22 protein-coding genes, 1 tRNA gene and 1 pseudogene are annotated in these 21,888 nt (G+C 46.7%); 7 read left to right on the top strand and 17 right to left on the bottom strand.

All coding sequences use genetic code 11. From position 1 onward, the window contains the following. Window positions 1–9: 9 nt before the first annotated feature. The 12 genes and pseudogenes from hemF to JKY90_08375 all read right to left on the bottom strand — a co-directional run bounded on the left by hemF (window position 10) and on the right by JKY90_08375 (window position 10,841). Window positions 10–927, bottom strand: coding sequence for an oxygen-dependent coproporphyrinogen oxidase (gene hemF / locus JKY90_08430; protein MBL4852285.1), 918 nt, complete (start codon window positions 925–927; stop codon window positions 10–12). Between the two features lie 8 nt (window positions 928–935). Continuing rightward, window positions 936–1,499 carry a threonylcarbamoyl-AMP synthase gene (locus JKY90_08425; GenBank protein MBL4852284.1) on the bottom strand — a complete coding sequence of 188 codons (564 nt, stop codon included), beginning with the start codon at window positions 1,497–1,499 and terminating at the stop codon, window positions 936–938. 30 nt (window positions 1,500–1,529) lie between these two features. Then, a complete protein-coding gene (gene purD, locus JKY90_08420) occupies window positions 1,530–2,810 on the bottom strand; it encodes a phosphoribosylamine--glycine ligase (protein ID MBL4852283.1) in 1,281 nt (426 codons plus the stop codon). 24 nt (window positions 2,811–2,834) lie between these two features. After that, entirely contained in the window at window positions 2,835–4,400 is a 1,566-nt protein-coding gene (purH, locus tag JKY90_08415) for a bifunctional phosphoribosylaminoimidazolecarboxamide formyltransferase/IMP cyclohydrolase (protein ID MBL4852282.1), read from the bottom strand. A gap of 196 nt (window positions 4,401–4,596) precedes the next feature. Continuing rightward, on the bottom strand, window positions 4,597–4,761 hold the full coding sequence (locus JKY90_08410) for a hypothetical protein (GenBank protein MBL4852281.1): 165 nt from the start codon (window positions 4,759–4,761) through the stop codon (window positions 4,597–4,599). Between the two features lie 119 nt (window positions 4,762–4,880). Then, window positions 4,881–5,870: pseudogene (gene dusB, locus JKY90_08405) on the bottom strand (tRNA dihydrouridine synthase DusB). A 189-nt stretch (window positions 5,871–6,059) separates the two neighbouring features. Continuing rightward, window positions 6,060–6,629 carry a DUF3426 domain-containing protein gene (locus tag JKY90_08400; GenBank protein MBL4852280.1) on the bottom strand — a complete coding sequence of 190 codons (570 nt, stop codon included), beginning with the start codon at window positions 6,627–6,629 and terminating at the stop codon, window positions 6,060–6,062. Between the two features lie 168 nt (window positions 6,630–6,797). Then, window positions 6,798–7,709, bottom strand: coding sequence for a 50S ribosomal protein L11 methyltransferase (gene prmA / locus JKY90_08395; GenBank protein ID MBL4852279.1), 912 nt, complete (start codon window positions 7,707–7,709; stop codon window positions 6,798–6,800). 43 nt (window positions 7,710–7,752) lie between these two features. Next, a complete protein-coding gene (accC, locus tag JKY90_08390; protein ID MBL4852278.1) occupies window positions 7,753–9,096 on the bottom strand; it encodes an acetyl-CoA carboxylase biotin carboxylase subunit in 1,344 nt (447 codons plus the stop codon). An 18-nt stretch (window positions 9,097–9,114) separates the two neighbouring features. Beyond that, window positions 9,115–9,561, bottom strand: a complete 447-nt coding sequence (locus JKY90_08385) for an acetyl-CoA carboxylase biotin carboxyl carrier protein (protein MBL4852277.1) — start codon at window positions 9,559–9,561, stop codon at window positions 9,115–9,117. Between the two features lie 7 nt (window positions 9,562–9,568). Further along, window positions 9,569–10,039 (bottom strand): type II 3-dehydroquinate dehydratase, encoded by a 471-nt coding sequence (gene aroQ / locus JKY90_08380; GenBank protein MBL4852276.1) that lies wholly within the window; start codon window positions 10,037–10,039, stop codon window positions 9,569–9,571. Between the two features lie 376 nt (window positions 10,040–10,415). Then, window positions 10,416–10,841, bottom strand: coding sequence for a hypothetical protein (locus JKY90_08375; protein MBL4852275.1), 426 nt, complete (start codon window positions 10,839–10,841; stop codon window positions 10,416–10,418). 161 nt (window positions 10,842–11,002) lie between these two features. Here JKY90_08375 and JKY90_08370 point away from each other — a divergent pair, with 161 nt between their 5' ends. From JKY90_08370 to sohB, 6 genes are all read left to right on the top strand, one after another. Continuing rightward, window positions 11,003–13,204 (top strand): AsmA family protein, encoded by a 2,202-nt coding sequence (locus tag JKY90_08370; protein ID MBL4852274.1) that lies wholly within the window; start codon window positions 11,003–11,005, stop codon window positions 13,202–13,204. 7 nt (window positions 13,205–13,211) lie between these two features. Next, on the top strand, window positions 13,212–14,276 hold the full coding sequence (gene mutY, locus JKY90_08365) for an A/G-specific adenine glycosylase (protein ID MBL4852273.1): 1,065 nt from the start codon (window positions 13,212–13,214) through the stop codon (window positions 14,274–14,276). Further along, window positions 14,276–14,545: an oxidative damage protection protein gene (locus JKY90_08360; protein ID MBL4852272.1), complete on the top strand. Its 270-nt coding sequence runs from the start codon at window positions 14,276–14,278 to the stop codon at window positions 14,543–14,545. Before mutY ends, JKY90_08360 begins: the two co-directional genes overlap by 1 nt. Before the next feature lie 179 nt (window positions 14,546–14,724). Continuing rightward, window positions 14,725–14,800: transfer RNA gene (locus JKY90_08355), tRNA-Phe, on the top strand. 119 nt (window positions 14,801–14,919) lie between these two features. After that, the gene (locus JKY90_08350) at window positions 14,920–15,318 is read left to right on the top strand and encodes a hypothetical protein (GenBank protein ID MBL4852271.1); all 399 of its coding nucleotides are present in this window, start codon (window positions 14,920–14,922) and stop codon (window positions 15,316–15,318) included. A 51-nt stretch (window positions 15,319–15,369) separates the two neighbouring features. Further along, window positions 15,370–16,383 carry a protease SohB gene (sohB, locus tag JKY90_08345; protein ID MBL4852270.1) on the top strand — a complete coding sequence of 338 codons (1,014 nt, stop codon included), beginning with the start codon at window positions 15,370–15,372 and terminating at the stop codon, window positions 16,381–16,383. A gap of 26 nt (window positions 16,384–16,409) precedes the next feature. On the opposite strand, the gene JKY90_08340 is transcribed toward sohB, so the two are convergent. Continuing rightward, window positions 16,410–17,279, bottom strand: coding sequence for an AraC family transcriptional regulator (locus JKY90_08340; protein MBL4852269.1), 870 nt, complete (start codon window positions 17,277–17,279; stop codon window positions 16,410–16,412). A 174-nt stretch (window positions 17,280–17,453) separates the two neighbouring features. On the opposite strand from JKY90_08340, the gene JKY90_08335 reads away from it, so the two are divergent. Then, window positions 17,454–17,942, top strand: coding sequence for a YHS domain-containing protein (locus JKY90_08335; protein MBL4852268.1), 489 nt, complete (start codon window positions 17,454–17,456; stop codon window positions 17,940–17,942). Window positions 17,943–18,012: 70 nt separating this feature from the next. On the opposite strand, the gene cysQ is transcribed toward JKY90_08335, so the two are convergent. The 4 genes from cysQ to thiC all read right to left on the bottom strand — a co-directional run bounded on the left by cysQ (window position 18,013) and on the right by thiC (window position 21,867). Continuing rightward, window positions 18,013–18,828 (bottom strand): 3'(2'),5'-bisphosphate nucleotidase CysQ, encoded by an 816-nt coding sequence (gene cysQ, locus JKY90_08330; GenBank protein ID MBL4852267.1) that lies wholly within the window; start codon window positions 18,826–18,828, stop codon window positions 18,013–18,015. Window position 18,829: 1 nt separating this feature from the next. Continuing rightward, window positions 18,830–19,378, bottom strand: a complete 549-nt coding sequence (gene nudE / locus JKY90_08325) for an ADP compounds hydrolase NudE (GenBank protein ID MBL4852266.1) — start codon at window positions 19,376–19,378, stop codon at window positions 18,830–18,832. Between the two features lie 167 nt (window positions 19,379–19,545). Further along, the gene (locus tag JKY90_08320) at window positions 19,546–19,992 is read right to left on the bottom strand and encodes a YkgJ family cysteine cluster protein (GenBank protein MBL4852265.1); all 447 of its coding nucleotides are present in this window, start codon (window positions 19,990–19,992) and stop codon (window positions 19,546–19,548) included. 6 nt (window positions 19,993–19,998) lie between these two features. Continuing rightward, entirely contained in the window at window positions 19,999–21,867 is a 1,869-nt protein-coding gene (gene thiC, locus JKY90_08315; protein ID MBL4852264.1) for a phosphomethylpyrimidine synthase ThiC, read from the bottom strand. Window positions 21,868–21,888: the final 21 nt, after the last annotated feature.

Genomic DNA, 21,888 nt, shown 5'->3' with positions numbered 1-21,888 from the left:
AGCCGTCTTTCAAGTTTCATTGGCCCAATCCTGCGGTTTTAAGAAGGTCTCATAGAGTTCGGCTTCAGGTGTGCCGGTATCAGGCTGATAATTATATTGCCAGCGAACCAGTGGCGGTAGCGACATTAAAATCGACTCAGTGCGGCCACCGGTTTGCAGGCCAAACAGCGTACCGCGGTCATAGACCAGGTTAAATTCGACATAACGGCCACGACGATAAAGTTGAAATTGGCGTTGTTTATCACCAAAAGGGGTGTCTTTTCGCCGTGCAATAATAGGTCGGTAGGCGTCAAGAAAATGATCGCCAATGCTTTGCATGAAGGCAAAGCATTGTTCAAAGCTGCCCTCATTGAGGTCATCAAAGAAAAGCCCGCCAATACCGCGTGGCTCGTTACGGTGCTTGAGAAAAAAGTATTCATCACACCATTTTTTATAGCGCGGATAGACATCGTCGCCAAAGGGTGAGCAGGCTTTACGTGCTGTTTGATGCCAATGGATAGCGTCTTCTGTAAAACCGTAATAGGGCGTTAGGTCAAAGCCGCCGCCAAACCACCAAATAGGGTCTGCGCCGTCTTTTTCGGCGATGAAAAAACGAATATTGGCGTGTGAGGTGGGTGCATAAGGGTTATGCGGGTGCATAACCAGCGAAACTCCCATCGCCTCAAAGCGGCGTCCCGCTAGTTCAGGTCGATGCGCGGTGGCCGACTCGGGCATGTTTTCGCCCATGACGTGTGAGAAATTAACACCACCTTGTTCAAAGACAGTGCCATTGTTGAGTACGCGACTACGACCGCCACCACCTTCATCACGTAGCCATGAATCTTCGAGAAAGCGGCCACTACCATCTTCTTGTTCAAGCTCGCTACAGATGTGATCTTGCAGGCCAAGCAGATATTGCTTCACTAACTCAGTGTTCGGGATTTCCATTGTTTTATTCAATTCGCCCTTATTATTTCATCGCTGAGGGCATCGATGATGATGCTGGGTTGAGCCAGCCCACCGGTCGCGCCATGAACGATTTTATCAATGCCTGCAAGTTTACGCCTGACCGCAAGACTGTTGCGAGCCGGAGTTTGGCCTTTACGATTGGCGCTGGTCGAGACTAAGGCGCAATCGCAGCTTCGGCACAGGGCTGCTGCAATAGGATGGGCTGTGACGCGCACGGCAATTTTATCATGCTTGCCGCATAACCAGGCGGGCGTGTGCCGTGCTTTGGGCAGCAACCACGTTACTGGTCCAGGCCAGGATTTTTCTATCTTCTGATAGATAGAATGAGGCAGCTCGCTAATATAGGGCTGAAGTTGCTCAAAATCTGCGGCAATGAGAATGAGACCTTTATCAAGTTGCCGTTGCTTTATAAAAAGCAGTCGCATTACGGCAAGATAATCCATAGGGTTACAGCCAATGCCATAAACTGCTTCAGTTGGGTAGGCAATGATCCCCCCATTACGCACAATGTCTGCCGTACGGCGTAGTTGCCAGTGGGCGTGAGCAGGCATGATCAAAGGCTCCCTAATTATTAGGCCAGTTTATTGGCTTAGGCGTGCAATGGCGCGGTGGCCAATGTCCTTGCGGTATTGCATGTCGGCCCAGTCAATCGAATTAACCGCGGCGTAAGCGGCGTATTGGGCTTGCAGCGCATCATCACCTAGGCCGCAAACACAGAGCACACGGCCACCGTTAGTGACAATATGGCCATTACTAGTCGCTGTGCCAGCATGGAATGCCTTGGCATCTTGCACGGCATCTAGGCCTGAAATAATATCGCCTTTACGATAATCATTTGGATAGCCTCCGGCAGCAAGCACCACACCAAGGGCAACACGTGGATCCCATTCAGCGCTGACAGTGTCTAGTTTTTTATTGAGCGCAGCAAAGCAAAGCTCAACCAGGTCGCTTTGCAAGCGCATCATAATGGGCTGTGTTTCGGGGTCGCCAAAACGGCAATTAAACTCTAATACTTTAGGTGTGCCGTCGGCAGTGACCATGATGCCAGCATAAAGAAAACCAGTATAGGGCGCGCCTTCAGCGGCCATGCCTTTAACAGTGGGCATCATGACTTCGTTCATGATGCGTTGATGCAAGGCCTCGTCGACGATGGCTGCTGGCGAATAAGCACCCATGCCGCCGGTATTAGGGCCTTTATCCCCTTCGTCACGCGCCTTGTGATCTTGTGATGTGGCGAGTGGCAAAATATTTTTGCCATCGACCATGGCGATAAAGCTGGCTTCTTCGCCTTGCAAAAATTCTTCGATAACAATACGTTCGCCAGCGCTGCCGAACTTGCCGGCTTGCATCATGCTGTGAATGGTTTCGACACCATGTTGTAGGTTTTCGACAATCACTACGCCCTTGCCTGCCGCCAGGCCATCGGCCTTAATGACAACAGGAAGTGTTTGTTGTTTTAAATACTCAATAGCAGTGTCAGCGTCAGTAAAGCTGGCGTAAAACGCTGTAGGAATATTATGGCGCTGGAGAAAATCTTTGCTATAAGCCTTGGACGCTTCAAGTTGCGCGGCTTTTTTTGATGGGCCAAAGCAGGCTAAGTTGTTTGCCTGGAATAGATCAACGATACCGGCGACTAACGGCGCTTCAGGGCCAACAATGGTAAGCGCTATATTATTTTCTTGAGCAAAGCCCAGTAGGGCTTGGTGGTCATCAACGCCAATGTCGATGTTTTTTACCCCGGGCTCAAGTGCAGTACCAGCATTGCCTGGTGCAACGAAAACGGTTTTAACGCTTTCAGATTGCGCAGCTTTCCACGCCAATGCGTGCTCGCGGCCACCACCGCCTATGATTAATATATTCATCGATTGTTCTCGCCAAGGCCTGTGCTAGTGACGAAAGTGACGCATACCGGTAAACACCATAGCAATATTGTGTTCGTTGGCAGCTTCTATCACTTCATCATCACGAATGGAACCGCCGGGTTGAATGACAGCAGTGACACCCACTTTGGCGGCACTATCGAGGCCATCGCGAAAGGGGAAAAAGGCGTCCGAGGCCATGACGCAACCGCTGACATCAAAGCCCGCATCCTGTGCTTTGCTGGCGGCAATGCGCGCGCTATCAATACGGCTCATCTGACCAGCACCGATACCGACGGTAAATTGATCGCGGGCATAGACAATGGCGTTGGATTTAACGTATTTAGCTACTGACCAGGCAAAGCGTAGATCGCGCATTTCATCATCGCTGGGCGTGCGTTGGGTTACGACTTTAATCATGTCATCGTCAAGTTGGCCATAATCACGATCTTGTACTAATAGACCGCCATTGATGCGTTTGTAGTCGTATTGCTGCGTCGTCGGCGCCAGCCATTCACCGCAAGTCAAAACCCTGACATTAGGCTTTTCAGCGAGCACCGTGCGGGCGTTATCACTGATGCTTGGCGCGATGATCACTTCAACAAACTGACGTTCAATAATGGCACGTGCAGTCTGTTCATTAAGTGTTTGGTTAAAGGCGATAATGCCGCCAAAGGCAGAGGTGGGGTCACAGCTAAAGGCGCGCTGGTAGGCGCTGAGCAAGTCGTCGCCATGAGCAACGCCGCAGGGGTTGGCGTGTTTAACGATGACACATGCGGCCGAGTTGTTCATTGCTTTAACACATTCCAGTGCAGCGTCAGCGTCGGCAATATTATTGAATGACAAGGCCTTGCCTTGTATTTGCGTGGCGTTAGCAATGTTACCCGTTGTGGTGTCAAGGTCTTGGTAAAACGCGGCGCGTTGATGCGGGTTTTCGCCATAACGCAGTGACTGCGCTTTTTTAAATTGCACGCTGTAGCTGGTCGGGAAAGGATCGGCTGGTTCGTGATTAAGGCTGCCCAAATAGTTTGATACGGCGCCATCATAGTTGGCGGTATGGGCAAAGGCTTTTTGTGCTAACTGCAAACGGTTAGCATCGTTAACGCTACCACCATTGTTTTTTAGTTCATCGATCAGTGCAGCGTAATCGTCGGGGTCAGTGACGATGGTCACTGCTGCGTGATTTTTCGCTGCCGCGCGTACCATCGCAGGGCCACCGATATCGATATTTTCAATGGCATCATCAAACGAGCAACTTTTTTTAGCAATGGTTGCAGCAAATGGATAGAGGTTGACGCAAACCAGATCGATGTAATCGATACCCTGTTCTTTTGCGACGTTATCGTCGATGCCACGACGACCAAGAATACCCCCGTGGATTTTAGGGTGCAGCGTCTTGACGCGACCGCCCATGATCTCTGGAAACCCAGTATGTTGCGACACCTGCGTAACATTGATACCATTTTTTTCAAGTAACTTGGCAGTGCCGCCAGTGGATAGCAAGCTGACACCCAGTTGGCTCAACTCGCGAGCAAACTCAATGACACCACGTTTGTCAGAAACACTAATTAAAGCACGACGAATATTCATAATGATTAAGAGCTCAAGCCAAAAAGGGTAAAAATATGCTTAGGAGCCTCTGATGTGTCTGGGACAGTGAGATTGTGTCTAAAATTTTTCAGATCGAGACGCGAATCGCAGTCAATAGTGGGGCTATTGGCAAGATTAGCAACGAAGAGCTGGAAGAGTTTAGGCGCAAGATCGTGTTCCATGACACATCAGAGGTTCCTTAGTGTGGGATACCGTAGTGACATAGTTTTTTGCGTAAGGTAGCGCGATTAATACCTAATAGGCGCGAAGCCTGGCTGAGGTTGCTACCGCACTGTTCTAGTACGGCTTCAAACAGTGGCTTTTCTACTTCGCTGAGAACCATTTTGTAAAGGTCTTCAGGCATATGGCCATCGAGATCGTTGAAATAGTGCTCTACAGCAGTCTTGACATGACCATTTAAAGGTAACGGTGTTTCTTTATGGGCAAATTCGTTTATTTTTATTACGTTTTCAGATAATGCACTCACGCGGCTTGACCTATTTTATTTTCTAGTTGATCAAAGAACGATCGCGCCATAGCGAGCTGTGCGTTAGTGCTTTCAACATGGTTCATTGCATGCCGAAAAGCAGCACCATCTCGCTGCCCCTTACTGTACCAAGAGATATGTTTACGCGCGATACGCACCCCGCTGTACTCGCCATAAAAGGCATATAGATTTTCGAGATGCGCGATCATAATATCACGGATTTTATGTACAGGTGGGTCATCCAATAATTCATTGTGTTGCTAATAGTGATCGATAATTCCTAACAACCAAGGACGACCTTGTGCGGCACGGCCTATCATGACCGCGTCGGCTTTTGTGTAGTCAAGCACCTCGCGTGCTTTTTGTGGTGTGGTGATATCACCGTTGGCAATAACCGGAATATTGATTGAACTTTTGATCGCAGCGATGGTGTCATATTCTGCATTGCCCTTATACGCACAAGCACGCGTGCGGCCATGAATAGCCAGCGCTTGCACACCACAGTCTTCGGCAATGCGGGCAATATTGACACCATTACGATGATCGGTATCCCAACCAGTACGAATTTTTAATGTGACCGGCACGTCGACGGCACGTACAACGGCTTTTAAAATGGCTGCGACTTTATCTTCATGTTGCAGCAGCGCCGACCCAGCCATGACGTTACAGACTTTTTTTGCCGGACAGCCCATATTAATGTCGATGATCTGTGCGCCATTATCGACATTATGTTTGGCGGCTTCAGCCATTAATTTTGGGTCAGTGCCAGCGATTTGCACTGAGCATGGTTCAACTTCACCGTCGTGATTAGCGCGACGTTTGGTTTTTTCGCTACCCCATAACAGTGAATTTGATGACACCATCTCGGACACTGCCATGCCAGCACCGAGACTCTTGCATAGTTGGCGAAACGGACGGTCGGTCACGCCAGCCATGGGCGCGAGTACGACGTTGTTGCGTAGTGTGTAAGGGCCAATTTGAAACATAGGGTTTTTAAGGAGCCTCTGATTTATTCAGGACGAAGAGCACAGAGTGCTCCGCGGGCGCCTGGCTGGATACTTTAGAGTTCATGAATAGATGGGAGGTCACTTAATAAAGGCGTGAGCGCGCGGCCTCAGTAATGGAAAAAAGGGAAAACATGATACTAAACTTTACTTGGCCGATGGAAGCTTTGTTTATTTTTTTGGGGGAGTGCTAAATTGAAATTCAAAGGCAACGGCACTGTTGCCAGGGTCAACCAGGTTAAGTGAGACGCGTATCAACTGTTGTGGCGGTATACCGGCGTTGAGGTCAAGATTGTCTACTAAATACTCGTGTGGGCTGAATTGGCGCTGTGCGACCACCTGCCCATCAATATTTTTAAAGCTTAGCCCAAGTACAGGAAAATCGATGGCCTGGGTGCCTTGGTGGATGATGGTGACATTGACTTGCACCGCGTTAGTGGTGGCGGGGTGTGCAATCACCTCGCGGCTAACGATGCGTAGCGTCTGGTATGGGTCGTTGGCGCTATGGTCACATGGCAGCCATTGGCAAAGTAGCGATAGCCAGGCTTGCGTTGCTGGATAGGCGCGTAATTGTTGCTGAAAGCTAACGCTGAGTTGTATGGTGAGCAAGGCGATTAATATTAAAACAAGTGCTATCCCCCAGTACGAGCGACGCGGTAGATGAAGCTGGCTATGATGGTGCAATGTTTGCCTGCGCAGCGCTGCTTTAATGTCGTATTTGGGTTCTACAGGTTTGGTCATATCAGGGCTTGTTAACACCGCTAAGGTCGCAGTCCCTTCGGGTTGCGCCCAGAATCGAGCCAGCCGTCGTTACTTGTCGTTTATTTAGAACCACTAAATTCTCTCCTCGTGCCTCGCCTGGCTCGATTCTGGGCGGCAACGCTGCGACCTTAGCGGTGTTAGCAAGCCCTAGTATTTCGTACATTCTATTAATAGCCAACCCTCTTTTTCGCGCGGTGGTGCAAGTTGAAACCACGGTGAATAGGCATTGTGGATACAATCGTGATGTTCTAATAATAGCCCCGACAGTATCAGTTTTGCGTCTTGTTTACACAGATCGGCCAAGGTTTTGGCAAGATTAATTAAAGGCTGCGCAAGAATATTGGCAAAAACAATATCCACAGGCTCGCTATTGGGCTGGTTGTTAAATTCGTCCGGTAAGTATGTGTTGATTTGGCTCCGACATTGGTTTTTTTCTGCGTTGGCGGCAGTGGCAATAATGGCTTGGTCATCATGATCGATGGCATGGACGTGGTTAGCACCACATTTGACTGCTGCAACGGCTAAAATGCCTGAGCCACAACCGTAGTCGATGACTGCTTTGTTAGCAAAATCGCAATTATCGATCCATTCCAGGCAGAGCGAGGTGGTGGCATGTGTGCCAGTACCAAAGGCCAGGCCGGGATCGAGGCTGACGATGCGCGCATTCTGCGGCGCAGTGTGTTCGCCCCAACTGGGGATAATCCACAGCCGTTTGCCAAAACGCATGGGCTTAACGTGTTCGAGACAGCGCCGTTGCCAAGCTTCATCTTGCAAGGTTTCGATTGTAAAAACGGGTGTCGGCTCAAGGCGTTCGCCGCACAGTTGGCTGAATTGCTTTGCTAAGGTGCTTGGATCTTGGTCGCCTGTAAACAAGCCAACGACCTTGGTGTTTTGCCACTGGCTTTCACTGTGCGGTACGGTTTCGTACAGCGCTTCTTCGGCGCCATCTTGCAATGTTACGGCAAGCGCGCCGATAGACTCTAGGTGTTCCGTAACCGCATTACTATGATTGGCGTTGACACTAACAATAATTTGTAACCACTTGGCATGAGCATTCATAAGTCAGGCCACCTAAACCATTGCATTGGGGCTTGGCGTTGAATTAGCTAATACCGAGTTTACGTTCGAGGTAATGAATGCTGGTGCCGCCGATAGCAAATTTGCTGTCATCAATCAGGCTTTGGTGTAGCGCTATATTGGTTTTAATACCGTCAATGACAATTTCATTTAAGGCATTACGCATGCGCGCTAAAGCCGATTTTCGATCCTCACCATGGGCAATTAATTTAGCGATCATCGAATCATAATAGGGCGGGACGGTATAGCCACTGTAGAGATGGGAGTCGATGCGAATACCCGGACCGCCAGGAACATGAAACTGTTTTATAGTGCCAGGTGACGGCATAAAACTCTCAGGATCTTCGGCGTTAATGCGGCATTCAATAGCGTGGCCACTGAGCACAACGTCATCTTGTCGTATGGACAGTTTTTCACCTGCTGCGACGAACAGTTGTTGTTTAACTAAATCAATACCGGTAATCATTTCCGTTACCGTATGTTCGACTTGTAGTCGCGTATTCATTTCGATGAAATAAAATTCACCGTTCTCGTAAAGAAATTCAAAGGTACCGACACCCCGATAGTTAATATCACGACAGGCTTTAGTGCAGAGTGAGCCGATTTTTTTTCGGGTCTTGGCATCGATGCCGGGTGCTGGCGCTTCTTCAATCACTTTTTGGTGGCGGCGTTGCATCGAGCAGTCACGCTCGCCAAGGTGGATCGCATTACCGTGCTCATCCGCCAATATTTGTACTTCAATATGGCGCGGGTTTTCCAGGTATTTTTCCATGTAGAGCATGTCATTAGCAAAGGCATTGGCCGCCTCGGTACGTGTCAGTGAGATAGCCGTAAGTAGGCTTGCCTCGGTATGTACGGCGCGCATACCGCGGCCACCACCACCGCCAGCCGCTTTAATAATAACGGGATAGCCAATCTCGCGAGCGATACGTAAATTAGTTTCGTTGTTGTTGCCCAGCGGCCCATCAGAGCCAGGGACGCAAGGAATACCAGCCTTTTTCATCGTCGCAATGGCAGATACTTTGTCGCCCATAGCCCGAATGGTGTCAGGCCGGGGGCCAATAAAAGTAAAGCCACTTTGCTCAACGCGTTCAGCAAAATCAGCATTCTCAGAGAGAAAACCGTAGCCAGGATGAATCGCAATCGCATCAGTAACCTCGGCAGCGCTGATGAGTGCTGGCACATTAAGGTAGCTATCGACAGAATTGGCGCCACCGATACAGACGGATTCGTCAGCCAGGCGCACATGTTTAAGATCACGGTCAGCGGTTGAGTGAACGGCGACAGTGCGAATGCCGAGCTCGCGACAGCCACGCAATATACGCAGCGCAATCTCACCGCGGTTGGCAATTAAAACTTTATCAAACATCAATGATTATCGCTGTGTTTAGTCAATCACGAAAAGCGGTTGATCAAATTCGACGGGCTGGCCATTTTCGCCGAGAATTTCTTTAATGGTGCCGCTGGCGTCAGCCTCAATTTGATTAAGCATCTTCATCGCTTCAATGATGCATAGCGTGTCGCCGGCATTGACTTGAGCACCAAGCTCGACAAAAGGCTTGGCGCCGGGCGCAGCCGAACGATAAAAAGTACCGACCATTGGTGCGCGCATAATGTGCCCACTGGCAACGGTTTCAGCCACGCTTTCTACTGCGGCGGCAGGTGTTGGAGCTGCGGCAATGGGCATAGGTATACCGGGCGTGGTGATAACCGCGGTGGTGGCGCTACTGCCGCGGCTTATGCGAACCGATTCTTCACCTTCGTGAATCTCAATTTCGTTAACGCTCGATTCTTCCAGTAACTCGATGAGTTTTTTAACTTTTCTAATATCCATAAGAGGGTTAGGCCTGTCTGGTGGTTGGTGTTGCTGACATTGCTTTTAGATAGTTGTCAGCGGCGTTCAGGGCAAGTTGGTAACCGTGCGCACCAAGGCCACTAATCGTGCCCAACGCCTTGGCCGAAAAATAAGAATGCTGGCGAAATGACTCGCGAGAAAAAATATTGGATAAGTGAATTTCGATAAAGGGAACGGCAACCGCGCTGATCGCATCAGCTAACGCAATACTACTATGCGTGAATGCGGCCGGGTTAATAATTAAAAAATCGACTTTTTCGACTTTAGCTTGTTGCACCCTGTCGATCAGCTCGTGTTCGGCATTACTCTGAAAGGCGCTAAGCTGATGGCCAAGTTTAGTAGCGCTCGTTTCAAGCTCAGCAATAATGTCGTTGAGCGACGTACGGCCATAGATACTCGGTTCGCGATCACCGAGCAGATTAAGATTGGGGCCATTAACGACCAGTATATTAGCCATTGATTCTTCTTTTCAGTAGAGTTATTCGCTAAATAGAGGCGAATTTCGGTAAAAATCCGACATCTTACAAAAATTGAACTGAGAAGGAGTTTGCCCCCTATTAATTGGCTTGTCTAGCGGTTTCTTGGTGATTTATTAATAATTTACAGGAAAATCGCAGCATTTTGACGAAGTTAGTGTTTTTTGTGCGCTCATGAATGGGGCATTATTCGTTAGGCGTAGAAATAATAGAGCAATTACGGTTTTTGCAGGAAGGCAATTGCGACCAAGCAAATCTATAGGATGCCTAGTAAATAAAGCAGCAAAAAAATCATCGCTGCTGCCGAACAAAGCAGCATAGCTAACACCAACAAGGCCATAAACGCGCGCATGGTGCTTACTCTAGACTCTGTTCGAGTTCTTGGTAGCTGATATCAGCTACCAGATGCAAAGAGGCGTGACATTGTGGACAATGCATCCACACAGGTGGCCATTGATGATGATCGAGGTGAATATCGACTTCCGTTTTATGCACTGGACACAAACCGACTGCACGCTCAACATGCGTTTTTGACCGTAACTGCTGAACAAGTAAAACAATACCGCCAATCAAAAACCCCGGTACGGTAATAAAATGCAGGATTGGAATCAGGGCAGTCAGCGCGGCGGCCAACCAGCAATAGGCAAGCATTAATACCGCACGATTCACGCGCACACCATGGTTAAATGCGCGGTAATGCAACATACCTTGGCCACGACCATGCTTATCGTTATCAAAAAATAGCGCTAATTGCGACGTTTTACCCTTAGGTAGAGCCATCATAATTGGGGGTTAGCTTGTTTTATTCTCATAAAACTTATTATATCGTGAATCGATCGCAGCCATGTTGATTGGGGCTGACATAGCTGTGAATAGCAAATGCTATACTTCTCGCGCACTCTATATAGACTGAAAATTTAATAGAATAAAAACGGAACCCCTCTATGAGCACCCTGATCAAGCGTTTATTCTTTGCCTTCCTGATAATGATTGTACTTGTCATTGTCGCGCTGGTTGCTGCCTATTTTTTAATCGATGCCAACGCATTTAAACAAAAAATCATTACCGAGGTGCACAACGCTACTGGTCGTGAATTAACCATTGATGGTGATCTCGATATTTCACTCTTTCCGTGGATTGGGCTCAGTGCTAATAACGTTAGCCTTAGCAATGCCAAGGGATTTAGTGACAAACCGTTTGCCAGTCTTGATCGTGCTGAATTTGCTATCAAGCTATTACCTGTTTTCCGTAAAGAAATCGAAGCCGATGCCATTACCCTGCATGGACTCAAACTTTACCTTGGCGTTAATAAACAAGGCGTGAGTAACTGGGCCGACCTGACCGGAGCCAGCACAGAAAAAACATCACAGCCTGAAAATAGTAATGCGCTGGCTGGCCTTTCAGCATTCAGTATTGGTGGTATTGATATCCGTGATGCAGAGATTGTCTGGGATGATCAGCAGACGCCGCAAAAATTCACGGTTAGTGGCTTTGATCTAAACGTCGGTACTATCTTGCCAGGCAAACCTGTGGCGCTAAAAATTGACTTCGATGTCGATAGTGAGCCTAGGATCATTGACGGACATATCAACATAAAGGGCGTTACCAGCGTCGATTTAGCCAATCAACTGGTTGCTATTAGTGATTTCAACTTCATTAGCACACTTAATGGGCCGGCGTTGCCAACGCAAGCGATGGAAGTAAGGCTCAGCAGTGATCTGAGCCTGGACATGGCAAAGGATGCCTTGTCACTGCAAAACCTCGTCTTTGCTACCTTGGGTATTCAAGCCAAAGGACAATTAACGGCTAGCCAATTATCTAGTTCGCTGCAATTTAAAGGCCAGATTGATATCGATGAATTTTCTTTACGTGAGTTGCTATCAAAGCTCGGCATCACCATAGAAACTGCTGACCCCACTGTTTTAGCAAAGACAAGTCTTAACGTCGATTTTTCTGGCAACACTAATAAACTGTCGCTAACCAGTCTCGGCGTTAAACTGGATGATACACAGCTAAGTGGTGATTTCAGTATCTCTGAGTTTAGCAAGCCTATGATTAACGCTAAACTAAAATTAGATAGCATCGACCTCGATCGCTACCTACCCCCGCCTGTGGAAGATAGTGCTGCTGCCAATACGCCAGCCTCTGGCACTGGCAACAGCCCTGCTACTACACCAGGAGCGGTTGATAATAGCTGGATGCACCCCTTGCGCACCTTGCTTGCCAAGGCGCAATTTGATGTCGGCGCACTTAAAATCAATAAACTGACGCTCACTCAACTGGCCACCACATTGACCGCAAAAGGCGGCTTAATCACACTACACCCATTAACTGCCTCGCTTTATAATGGCAGCTATCAAGGCCATATTCAGCTCAATAGCAATCTTGACACGCCCATCATCTCGGTCAATGAGAGCCTCAAGGATGTTAATGCTGGCGCCTTACTCAAAGATTTAATGAATGACGACAAAATTATCGGTACTGTCAACGCTCAGGCCAAACTGACTATGCGTGGTTCGACGCCAGAGCAAATAAAGAAAACAGCCAATGGCGATATTCAGTTTTCTTTTATTAACGGTGCAGTGAAAGGCATTAACATATCAAAGATCATTCGCGATGCGAAAGCAACGTTATCTGGCAAAAAAACCAGTAGCGATGGTGAGCCGCAACAAACTGATTTTGCCGAACTCAGTGGTACCGCCAATATCAAAAGTGGTCTCCTGCAAAACCAGGATCTTTTAATGAAGTCACCTTTTTTCCGCATTGCTGGTCGCGGCAAAGCTAATCTTGTTAACGAGTCAATCGATTATTTTATTGAAGTTGCGATCGTCGAAACCTCGAAAGGTCAAGGTGGTAAAGAGCTCGACAGCCTCAAAGGCTTAACAATACCTGTAAAAATTGGTGGCACCTTCAGCAACCCTAAGTTCAAGCCTGATTTTAAAGCCATGATTAGTGACGAAACCAAGAAAAAAGCCAAAGAAAAAATCGATAAAGAGAAAGACCGGCTCAAAGGTAAGCTGCTCGACAAGCTAGGCATAAAAGATAATGCCGCGGCTAACGATAGTGGTGAAATTGGTGTAACCACAGAAGCACCAAAAGAAAAGCTAGAAGATAAACTGAAAGATAAATTTAAAAGCTTGTTTTAGACAGGAAATGGCTGAAGCTAAATTTAGCGACCGCCTGCTTAGCTGGTTCGATCAGTACGGTCGCAAAGACCTGCCGTGGCAACAACAATCTTCCTATCATGTTTGGGTGTCGGAGATCATGTTGCAGCAGACCCAGGTCAAAACCGTTATTCCTTATTATCTGCGTTTTATCGTACGCTTCCCTAGTGTGAAAAAACTGGCCGCTGCCTCAATCGACGAGGTATTGCATCATTGGAGCGGGTTGGGTTATTACGCTAGGGGGCGCAATCTGCATCGCACGGCGCAAATCATCTGCCGCGAGCATGATACTAAGCTTCCTAATACCTTAGAACAATGGATTAATCTACCTGGCATTGGCCGCTCTACCGCCGCCGCGATTTTGTCCTTATCAAAAAACCAACGCCAGCCAATACTTGATGGCAACGTAAAACGCGTACTATCACGCTGCTTTGGTATAAGAGGCTGGCCGGGTATATCTGCCGTTGAGCAACGGCTATGGGATATATCAGAGCAACAAACGCCGACAAGAAGAGTCGCTAATTATACCCAGGCAATTATGGATCTTGGCGCAACGGTTTGTACCCGCAGCAAACCACTGTGTCACCTCTGCCCAATGAATAAACACTGTGTTGCTTTCAAAACAGAATCTGTCACCCTCTACCCAGGCAAAAAACCTAAGCGTACTTTGCCTGAAAAACATACCATCATGCTATTGCTGCGCAATAAGCAAAATGAGATCTTGCTACAGCAACGCCCACCAAGTGGTATTTGGGGCGGTTTATGGTGTTTTCCTCAATGCGATGTTGAAACTGATGTTTCACAATGGTGTCAGCAACAGCTTGGCCTTGGCATAGACAATATTTTAAATGGAATACCATTTAGCCATACTTTCTCTCATTACCGTTTATATGTCACGCCAATACATGCTCAAGTTACTGGTAACTCGGAAACAGTCATGGAGGGCGCACCTCAGCTTTGGTACAATCGCCAACAGCCAGCATCACTAGGTTTGGCCGCACCCGTAAGCAAATTACTGCAGCAGTTAAATTACGCACTATTTGGAAAACTATAATGAGCCGTACAGTACAGTGTGTACACCTAAAAAAAGAAGCCGAAGGTCTAAAAGCTGCCCCTTATCCTGGAGAGCTTGGCAAACGTATCTTTGACAATGTATCAATAGAAGGCTGGAAGGCATGGTTAAGCCACCAAACCATGCTCATTAATGAAAATCGTCTCAGCGCGCTTGATCCTAAGGCGCGTAGCTTCCTTGAAGCAGAGATGGAAAAATTCTTTTTTGGTGATGGCTGCGCTAAACCTGAAGGTTATGTAGCTCCTGAATAAACATATTCATCTTGGTTCAGCTTGACGTACACAGCCCAAACGCGTTTAATACTCGGCTCCGCGCTGGTCTGACATAATGGCCAGGTAGCGGGGTCGCGCAGCGACAGGGTAGGCAGGGGATAGAAAATCTATTATTTCCCAAAATGTAATTCTGCGCTGTAAAACTAAAAACGTGAAATGGCCAGGTAGCTCAGTCGGTAGAGCAGGGGATTGAAAATCCCCGTGTCGGCGGTTCGATTCCGTCCCTGGCCACCAATCCCTTGCCATAATATCTTGATTGCGCCCGGTGCTGGGACACGCAGCGCTAGCCCGTATTTCTCGTATACACCGCTTTACTGTCAGATACAACACGATCCCTCGAGGTTGACGCTACGATGAAAACACTTGGCTACCTGTTACTCACCTTCGCCTTCATCTGCGCTGCTTTCATCGGCTGGGTCTGGTGGATCAATAACCAAGCACAACTTTATCAAATCGAAAGGGCGCCACAAGTTGAAGCAACTTATGGCTTTACCGTGAGTACTCCTCAAATACGAGTAGATGACAGGCGCCGACAGGTAATTACAATACAGCCAAATAAAAACGGCCTACTATACGTTGCTGGCTTCCGTGAGAATGATATTTTACTGTCACATCAGATGACTGCTTTTTATAAGGCGCTATACCACCAAAATTCTGACACCTTGCACTTTAATGTGCTTGATGGCGGTGATGGGCTGCCTTTAAATCAGCGAGAATTGCGAACAATCACGCTACCACCATTAGTTAATTAACCACTGCATCTAACATTATCGCCGACTGGATAGAATAAACTAGGAATTATAATGATTTCAGCATTAATTGAATACGGACTCTTCTTTGCAAAAACGGCGACCTTATTGATCGCTCTGGTTATTGCATTAACCCTTATTTTTTCGCTCAGTCGTCGCGACAAAACCGCTGAACGTCTTATCATAAAAAATATTAACCAAAAATACGACACCATGCGTCAATTGATGGAGTATGAAGTTCTGGACAAAAAATTACTTAAAAAGACAAATAAAGAACATAAAAAAGAAAACAAAATAAAGAAAAAAGAAGGCGCTGACAAAACCAAACAGCGTCTCTTTGTATTAAATTTTAAAGGTGATATTCGCGCCACAGCGGTGGCGTCATTACGCGAAGAAGTCACTGCGCTACTCACCGTTGCCAACAAAGAAGATGAAGTCTTGTTGTGCCTGGAAAACTCCGGCGGCACGGTACATGAGCATGGCTTGGCAGCCTCACAATTATTGCGTATTCGCCAACGTGAGATACCGCTGGTTATCGCGGTAGATAAGGTGGCCGCAAGTGGTGGTTACCTTATGGCTTGCACCGCAAACAAAATTATTGCGGCACCATTTGCTATTATTGGCTCGATCGGGGTGCTTGCACAAATACCTAATTTTCATCGTATATTAGAAAAACACGGCGTCGATTTTGAACAAATCACCGCAGGAAAATATAAACGTACGATAACTATGTTTGGTAAAAATACCGACGAAGATCGGGAAAAATTAAAACAAGACCTGGAAGAAATCCATGATTTGTTTAAATCGAGCATTACTCAATACCGTGCAGAGCTGGATATAGAACAAGTTGCTACAGGTGAGCATTGGTATGGCCAACAAGCATTAGAGCTTAAACTTGTTGATGAGCTGATGACCAGCGATGATTACTTATTAGAAAAAAGTAAGGTTGCTGATCTCTTTGAGATTACCTACCAACAAAAGAAGAAACTCGGCAAAAAACTTGGCGCTGCCGCAAAAGGGATGTGGGAAGAGTTCAGTAATGATATGTCGACGCGTTGGAAACATTAAATTAAAGGCCTCAATCATTGAACACTTTATTTCGATAAGTGTTCAACCACGCCACGATCCTCTTCATTTTTTGTCAAAAAAGCATGATGCCAATCCGTTGGTGAATACCCTGTTTTTTTCTTAAAAGCTCGCGAGAATGTCGAACTATTCGGATAACCCACTTTATGCGCGATCAAGTTTACTGCGTGTCCTTTGCGTAAATATGTCTGTGCCAGACTAATACGCCATTCCAACAAGTAATCAGCAGGGGTTTGACCTAAGGTATCTTTAAACGTCTGGGCGAATTTAGAGCGTGACATTAAAGAGAGCTTGGCCATATCTTCGAGACGCCATTGCCGTGCCGGAGAGCGATGAATATTTTTTATTAACTTGCCAAGCTGTGGGTGTACCAAACCGCGTAACAAACCGGCTAGCGATTCTTCCTGTGTCAGGGCTAGTCTCAATAATTGAATCACAATGATTTCAGCAAGCCGATCAAGCATAACTTGTCGTGCATCCAAATCTAAAAAAGCCTCTTCAAATAACCAATGTGTCACCTTAGCAAGATTGTCCGAAGTAGATAACGGTATCACTATCGACTCGGGTAAAGCATTCGCAATTGGGTTATTGGGTCCGGCACCAATCTCGACTGTCGCGCAGACAATCTCAGCGCCCGCTGATTCGTCCGCTACCAATCTATGTGTCGTCGGCCTTGGGTAAAATATCAGCGATGGTTCTTCTATAAGAAGCGCTTCTTTATTTTGTCTTTGCAAGGTTAATCGACCACGACTGACTAAGTGGATATAACCATGATGCGATTGCGACTCTGAAAAATCAAACACGCCACAAATCGACCCACTATGAAATACCCGTGTCGATATCGACATATGATTTAATATTTCCGACAATCTATCCATGCTTAATATAACCCTATGCGGCCTGCTTGATCAGCACGCGGTTTTCTGGACGTTTAGTATCATATACCAGACTAATTGACACCTCGCAATTTCTCATACCGCTATAGTCATAGCCATGCAATCAAGCATAAAACTATTGGGCTTACTATTTTATTCACCAAAGAGGAATTCGTGATGAAAAAACCATTCAATTCATTGAAACACTTCACAGCAGGTCTACTGCTCACTCTCAGCAGCGGTGTATTTGCTGCGAGTGTGGAGATCAACACTAACGACAACGATACCGCAATCAGTGGCTACGATCCTGTTGCCTATTTTACCGACAGTAAACCAACCGAAGGCAAGGCTAGATATACCGCAGCATACAATGATGCAATCTATCAGTTTACTTCAGCAAAAAATCGTGATTTATTTCGCGCAAACCCTGAAAAATATGCGCCACAATATGGTGGTTTTTGTGCCTATGGCTTAACCAAACATCGTAAATTCGACGTCGACCCAACAGCATGGCGCGTAGTCGATGGCAAGCTATATTTAAATCTTAATGAAAAAGTTCAAAAGGTTTGGTTAAAAGATGTGCCTGGCAACATCGAATCTGCCGAAGAAATATGGCCAGAAGTGAAAGGTTCAACGGATGCTTACCTGGAATCAGTGAGCAGTTAAACCTATTGGTAATAGCAAGGGGGGGTATAGCTTTATACTCCCCTATTTATTGGAACCTCTGAATAAAAAACTAAGCGGCTTCATCAGGAATATATTGCCGCCAGTCGATATCTAAATCGCCTGCAACAAAAAACCACGGGTTCAACAATGACTCTTTAGTGTTGTATTTGAGTGGCTCGAATGACATTTCAGTTAAACGACCACCAGCCTCTTCGACAATACATTGCGCAGCGGCAGTATCCCATTCTGATGTCAGTCCAAAGCGTGGGTAGATATGAGCGACGCCCTCGGCAACCAGGCATAATTTTAAGGAACTGCCCATGCTGATTATTTCGTAATCACCAATTTTTTCCAGCATGCCATCAAGTGAGTCGCCACGATGTGAACGACTACCGGCAACTTTAAGCGTACCGCCTTGCCATTTTTTGCTGTTAATTTTAACAGGTGTTGCGCTACCTTCCTGCTTAAACGCACCATTGCCACGCGTAGCATAGTAAGTAATATTTTGTACTGGAACATAGATGACGCCAAGTACAGAATCATGATTATCAATCAATGCAATATTGACCGTGAATTCGCCATTACGTTTAATAAATTCTCGCGTACCATCAAGCGGATCCACCAACCAATAACGTTGCCAGGACTGGCGTTCGGCAAAAGAAATTTTTGCTGATTCTTCTGACAAAATTGGAATCTCTGGTGTCAGTTTTTTTAAGCCGTCAACAATACAGTGATGCGCAGCCATGTCAGCCTCAGTCAATGGTGATTTGTCGTCTTTTTCTGTCACCTCAAACTCACGCTTATAAACCTGCAAGATTTTTTCTCCTGCATGTTTGGCGATCGCTATCACCGTAGGCAATAAACTATTCAGCTCATCATTTGACATACTAAATATCCTTTAATTTGTCTCGCACAATATATAAAGCAGCTATGCTACGTGCTTCACTCATTTCACCACTGGTGAGCAGCTTAGTCATCTCGCTTAACTTCCAGGGGATCACTTCGATCTCTTCAGGTTCATCGCCCTGTAAGCGGCTCTCATAGAGGTTTTGTGCCAACACAATATGTGTTTCATGGCTGAGGTAGCTTGGTGCAATACTGACAGTACGTAAATGCTCTAGCGAATGTGCTGCATAGCCAATTTCTTCTCTTATTTCTCTATTAGCAGCGTCGAGCCAACCCTCTCCAGCCTCAACACCGCCTTTCGGTAAGGCCAATTCATATCGATGAACCCCGGCATTGTATTCGCGAATGAGTAAAACGGTATCGTTATCTAGCATAGGTACGATTAAGACGGCACCCACTGATGAGCTGAGCAAGCGCTCATATTCGACGGTAATGCCATTGCTGAACTTTAGTTGTAAGGACTCAATTTCAAACAAACGCGTTTTAGCAAGAGTCGATTTATCGATGATACGTGGCAGCGTCTTCGGCATAGTGTTTGAGCTATCCTCACACTGATGAGTTTACCAGTATGTTTATTAGCATGAAGTTGATGCTGTTTTAAGGCTGTTATAACCAACCAGGCTCATAACAACCAGCAAGGGAGGTTACTTAATATAAGGTATGCCGAATATTTTGGAGAATTATGTTCAGCAATAAACTAACTGGCCTTTTTTTTCGCCCATTGCTCGTGGCGGCCGTCCCACTTTTTAAAACGTTTACGGCAATACTTGTCGAGCTCTTTATCATTATGAAAGTGTAGTTTGAAGCTTTCTTCTGCTGGTTGGTCATATTCACAAAAATCGTTAGTGTGGTCACGACAAATTTGTGGCCGTGTGTCGTAAGTGCCACAGCGACCATCAGGCAGTAAATGATTACATTTCTGTGGAATCATTAAGTACCAGCCGTCATCGTCTTTATAAATCTCTAAATCACCGTGAGATATGACCCACATCAGGTGATCAAAATCTTTCTTCGACTTGGGTGTATCAATTTCTTGTGTGACATAACTGCAACATTTGCTACCTTGGCAAAAGCCGCATTTATTTTCGGGGGTGATTTCAGGCTTGATCGGGATGATCTTTGCTGATTTAGCTTTTTTAGCCATGATTAATTAGACCTTGCTGTAGAGCTGCGCACCTTTTGCTTCAAATTCTTTGGCTTTTTCTGCCATTCCCTCTGCCAGCACTTTATCGTCATCGAGCCCCATTTGTTTAGCATAATCACGCACTTCTTGGCTAATTTTCATCGAACAAAAATGTGGCCCACACATGGAACAAAAGTGCGCTACTTTAGCGGAATCTTTGGGCAAGGTTTCATCATGGTATTCGCGCGCACGATCTGGGTCGAGACCAAGATTAAATTGATCTTCCCAGCGAAATTCAAAACGCGCTTTTGATAAGGCATTGTCACGCACTTGTGCGGCTGGGTGGCCTTTTGCCAAGTCCGCCGCATGGGCAGCAATTTTATAGGTAATAACGCCTTCTTTAACATCATCTTTATTCGGCAAGCCAAGGTGTTCTTTGGGCGTGACATAACACAACATAGCGGTGCCAAACCAACCGATCATGGCTGCACCAATGCCTGAAGTAATATGGTCATAACCTGGGGCGATATCTGTGGTTAGCGGCCCAAGTGTATAAAACGGCGCTTCATCACAGCATTCTAACTGCTTATCCATATTTTCTTTAATCAAATGCATCGGCACATGACCCGGGCCTTCAATCATGGTTTGAATATCATGCTTCCAGGCAATCTTGGTCAGCTCGCCCAAGGTTTCTAATTCACCAAACTGCGCCGCATCATTGGCATCGGCAATAGAGCCGGGACGCAAGCCATCACCTAGTGAAAACGACACGTCATAGGCTTTCATGATTTCACAAATATCTTCGAAATGAGTATAGAGAAAGTTCTCTTTATGATGCGCTAAACACCACTTGGCCATAATTGAACCGCCACGTGAGACTATGCCTGTCATTCGCTTTGCAGTTAAAGGCACATAGCGTAATAACACACCTGCATGAATGGTGAAGTAATCGACGCCTTGTTCGGCTTGCTCGATTAAGGTATCGCGGAATAATTCCCAGGTCAGGTCTTCGGCCTTACCATCGACTTTTTCCAGGGCTTGATAGATGGGCACGGTACCAATAGGCACGGGGGAGTTACGTAATATCCATTCGCGTGTTTCGTGAATATTCTTACCAGTAGAAAGATCCATCACTGTATCGCCACCCCAGCGAATCGACCAGGTCATTTTTTCTACTTCTTCTTCAATGGATGACGTCACGGCTGAATTGCCAATATTACCGTTGATCTTCACTAAGAAATTACGGCCAATAATCATTGGCTCCACTTCGGGGTGATTAATGTTTAGTGGAATAATCGCGCGGCCACGAGCCACTTCATCACGGACAAACTCGGGAGTCACATGGGCAGGAATTGAGGCACCAAACGATTCACCTTTAACTTCTGAGCTGACTGCTGCGACTTGATCGCGCCGCTGATTTTCACGAATGGCAACGTATTCCATTTCTGGCGTAATAATGCCGCGCTTGGCGTAATGCATTTGACTGACATTGGCGCCAGCCTTGGCGCGACGTGATGGCCGTTGCGCAGTAAACCGAATGGCAGCTAAGTCAGGGTTCTTAGCTTGGCGGCGACCGTATTCAGAACTGATTTGTTCCAGTATTTCAGTATCACCACGCTCTTCTATCCATGCATTACGCATCGGCGCTAGGCCATTGCGCACGTCGATTTTGACATTTGGATCGGTATAAGGGCCCGATGTGTCATACACAACGACTGCGGGATTGTGCTCAACGCCTACGGTTAGTGGGGTATCGCTTAGGCTGATTTCACGCATTGGCACCTGAATATCGGGTCGTGAGCCTTCAACATAGATTTTGCGTGAGTTGGGAAAATTTTTGATGGCAGCCTGATCGACCTGTGCGGTCTGACTTAATATGCGCTCTGGTGCGTTCATGGTCATGCTCCTAAAAGTAAT

The organism is Gammaproteobacteria bacterium, assembly GCA_016765075.1.
Taxonomy (GTDB): Bacteria; Pseudomonadota; Gammaproteobacteria.
The sequence above is the reverse complement of the archived record's forward strand: the minus strand, read 5'-3'. Positions and strand labels throughout refer to the sequence as shown.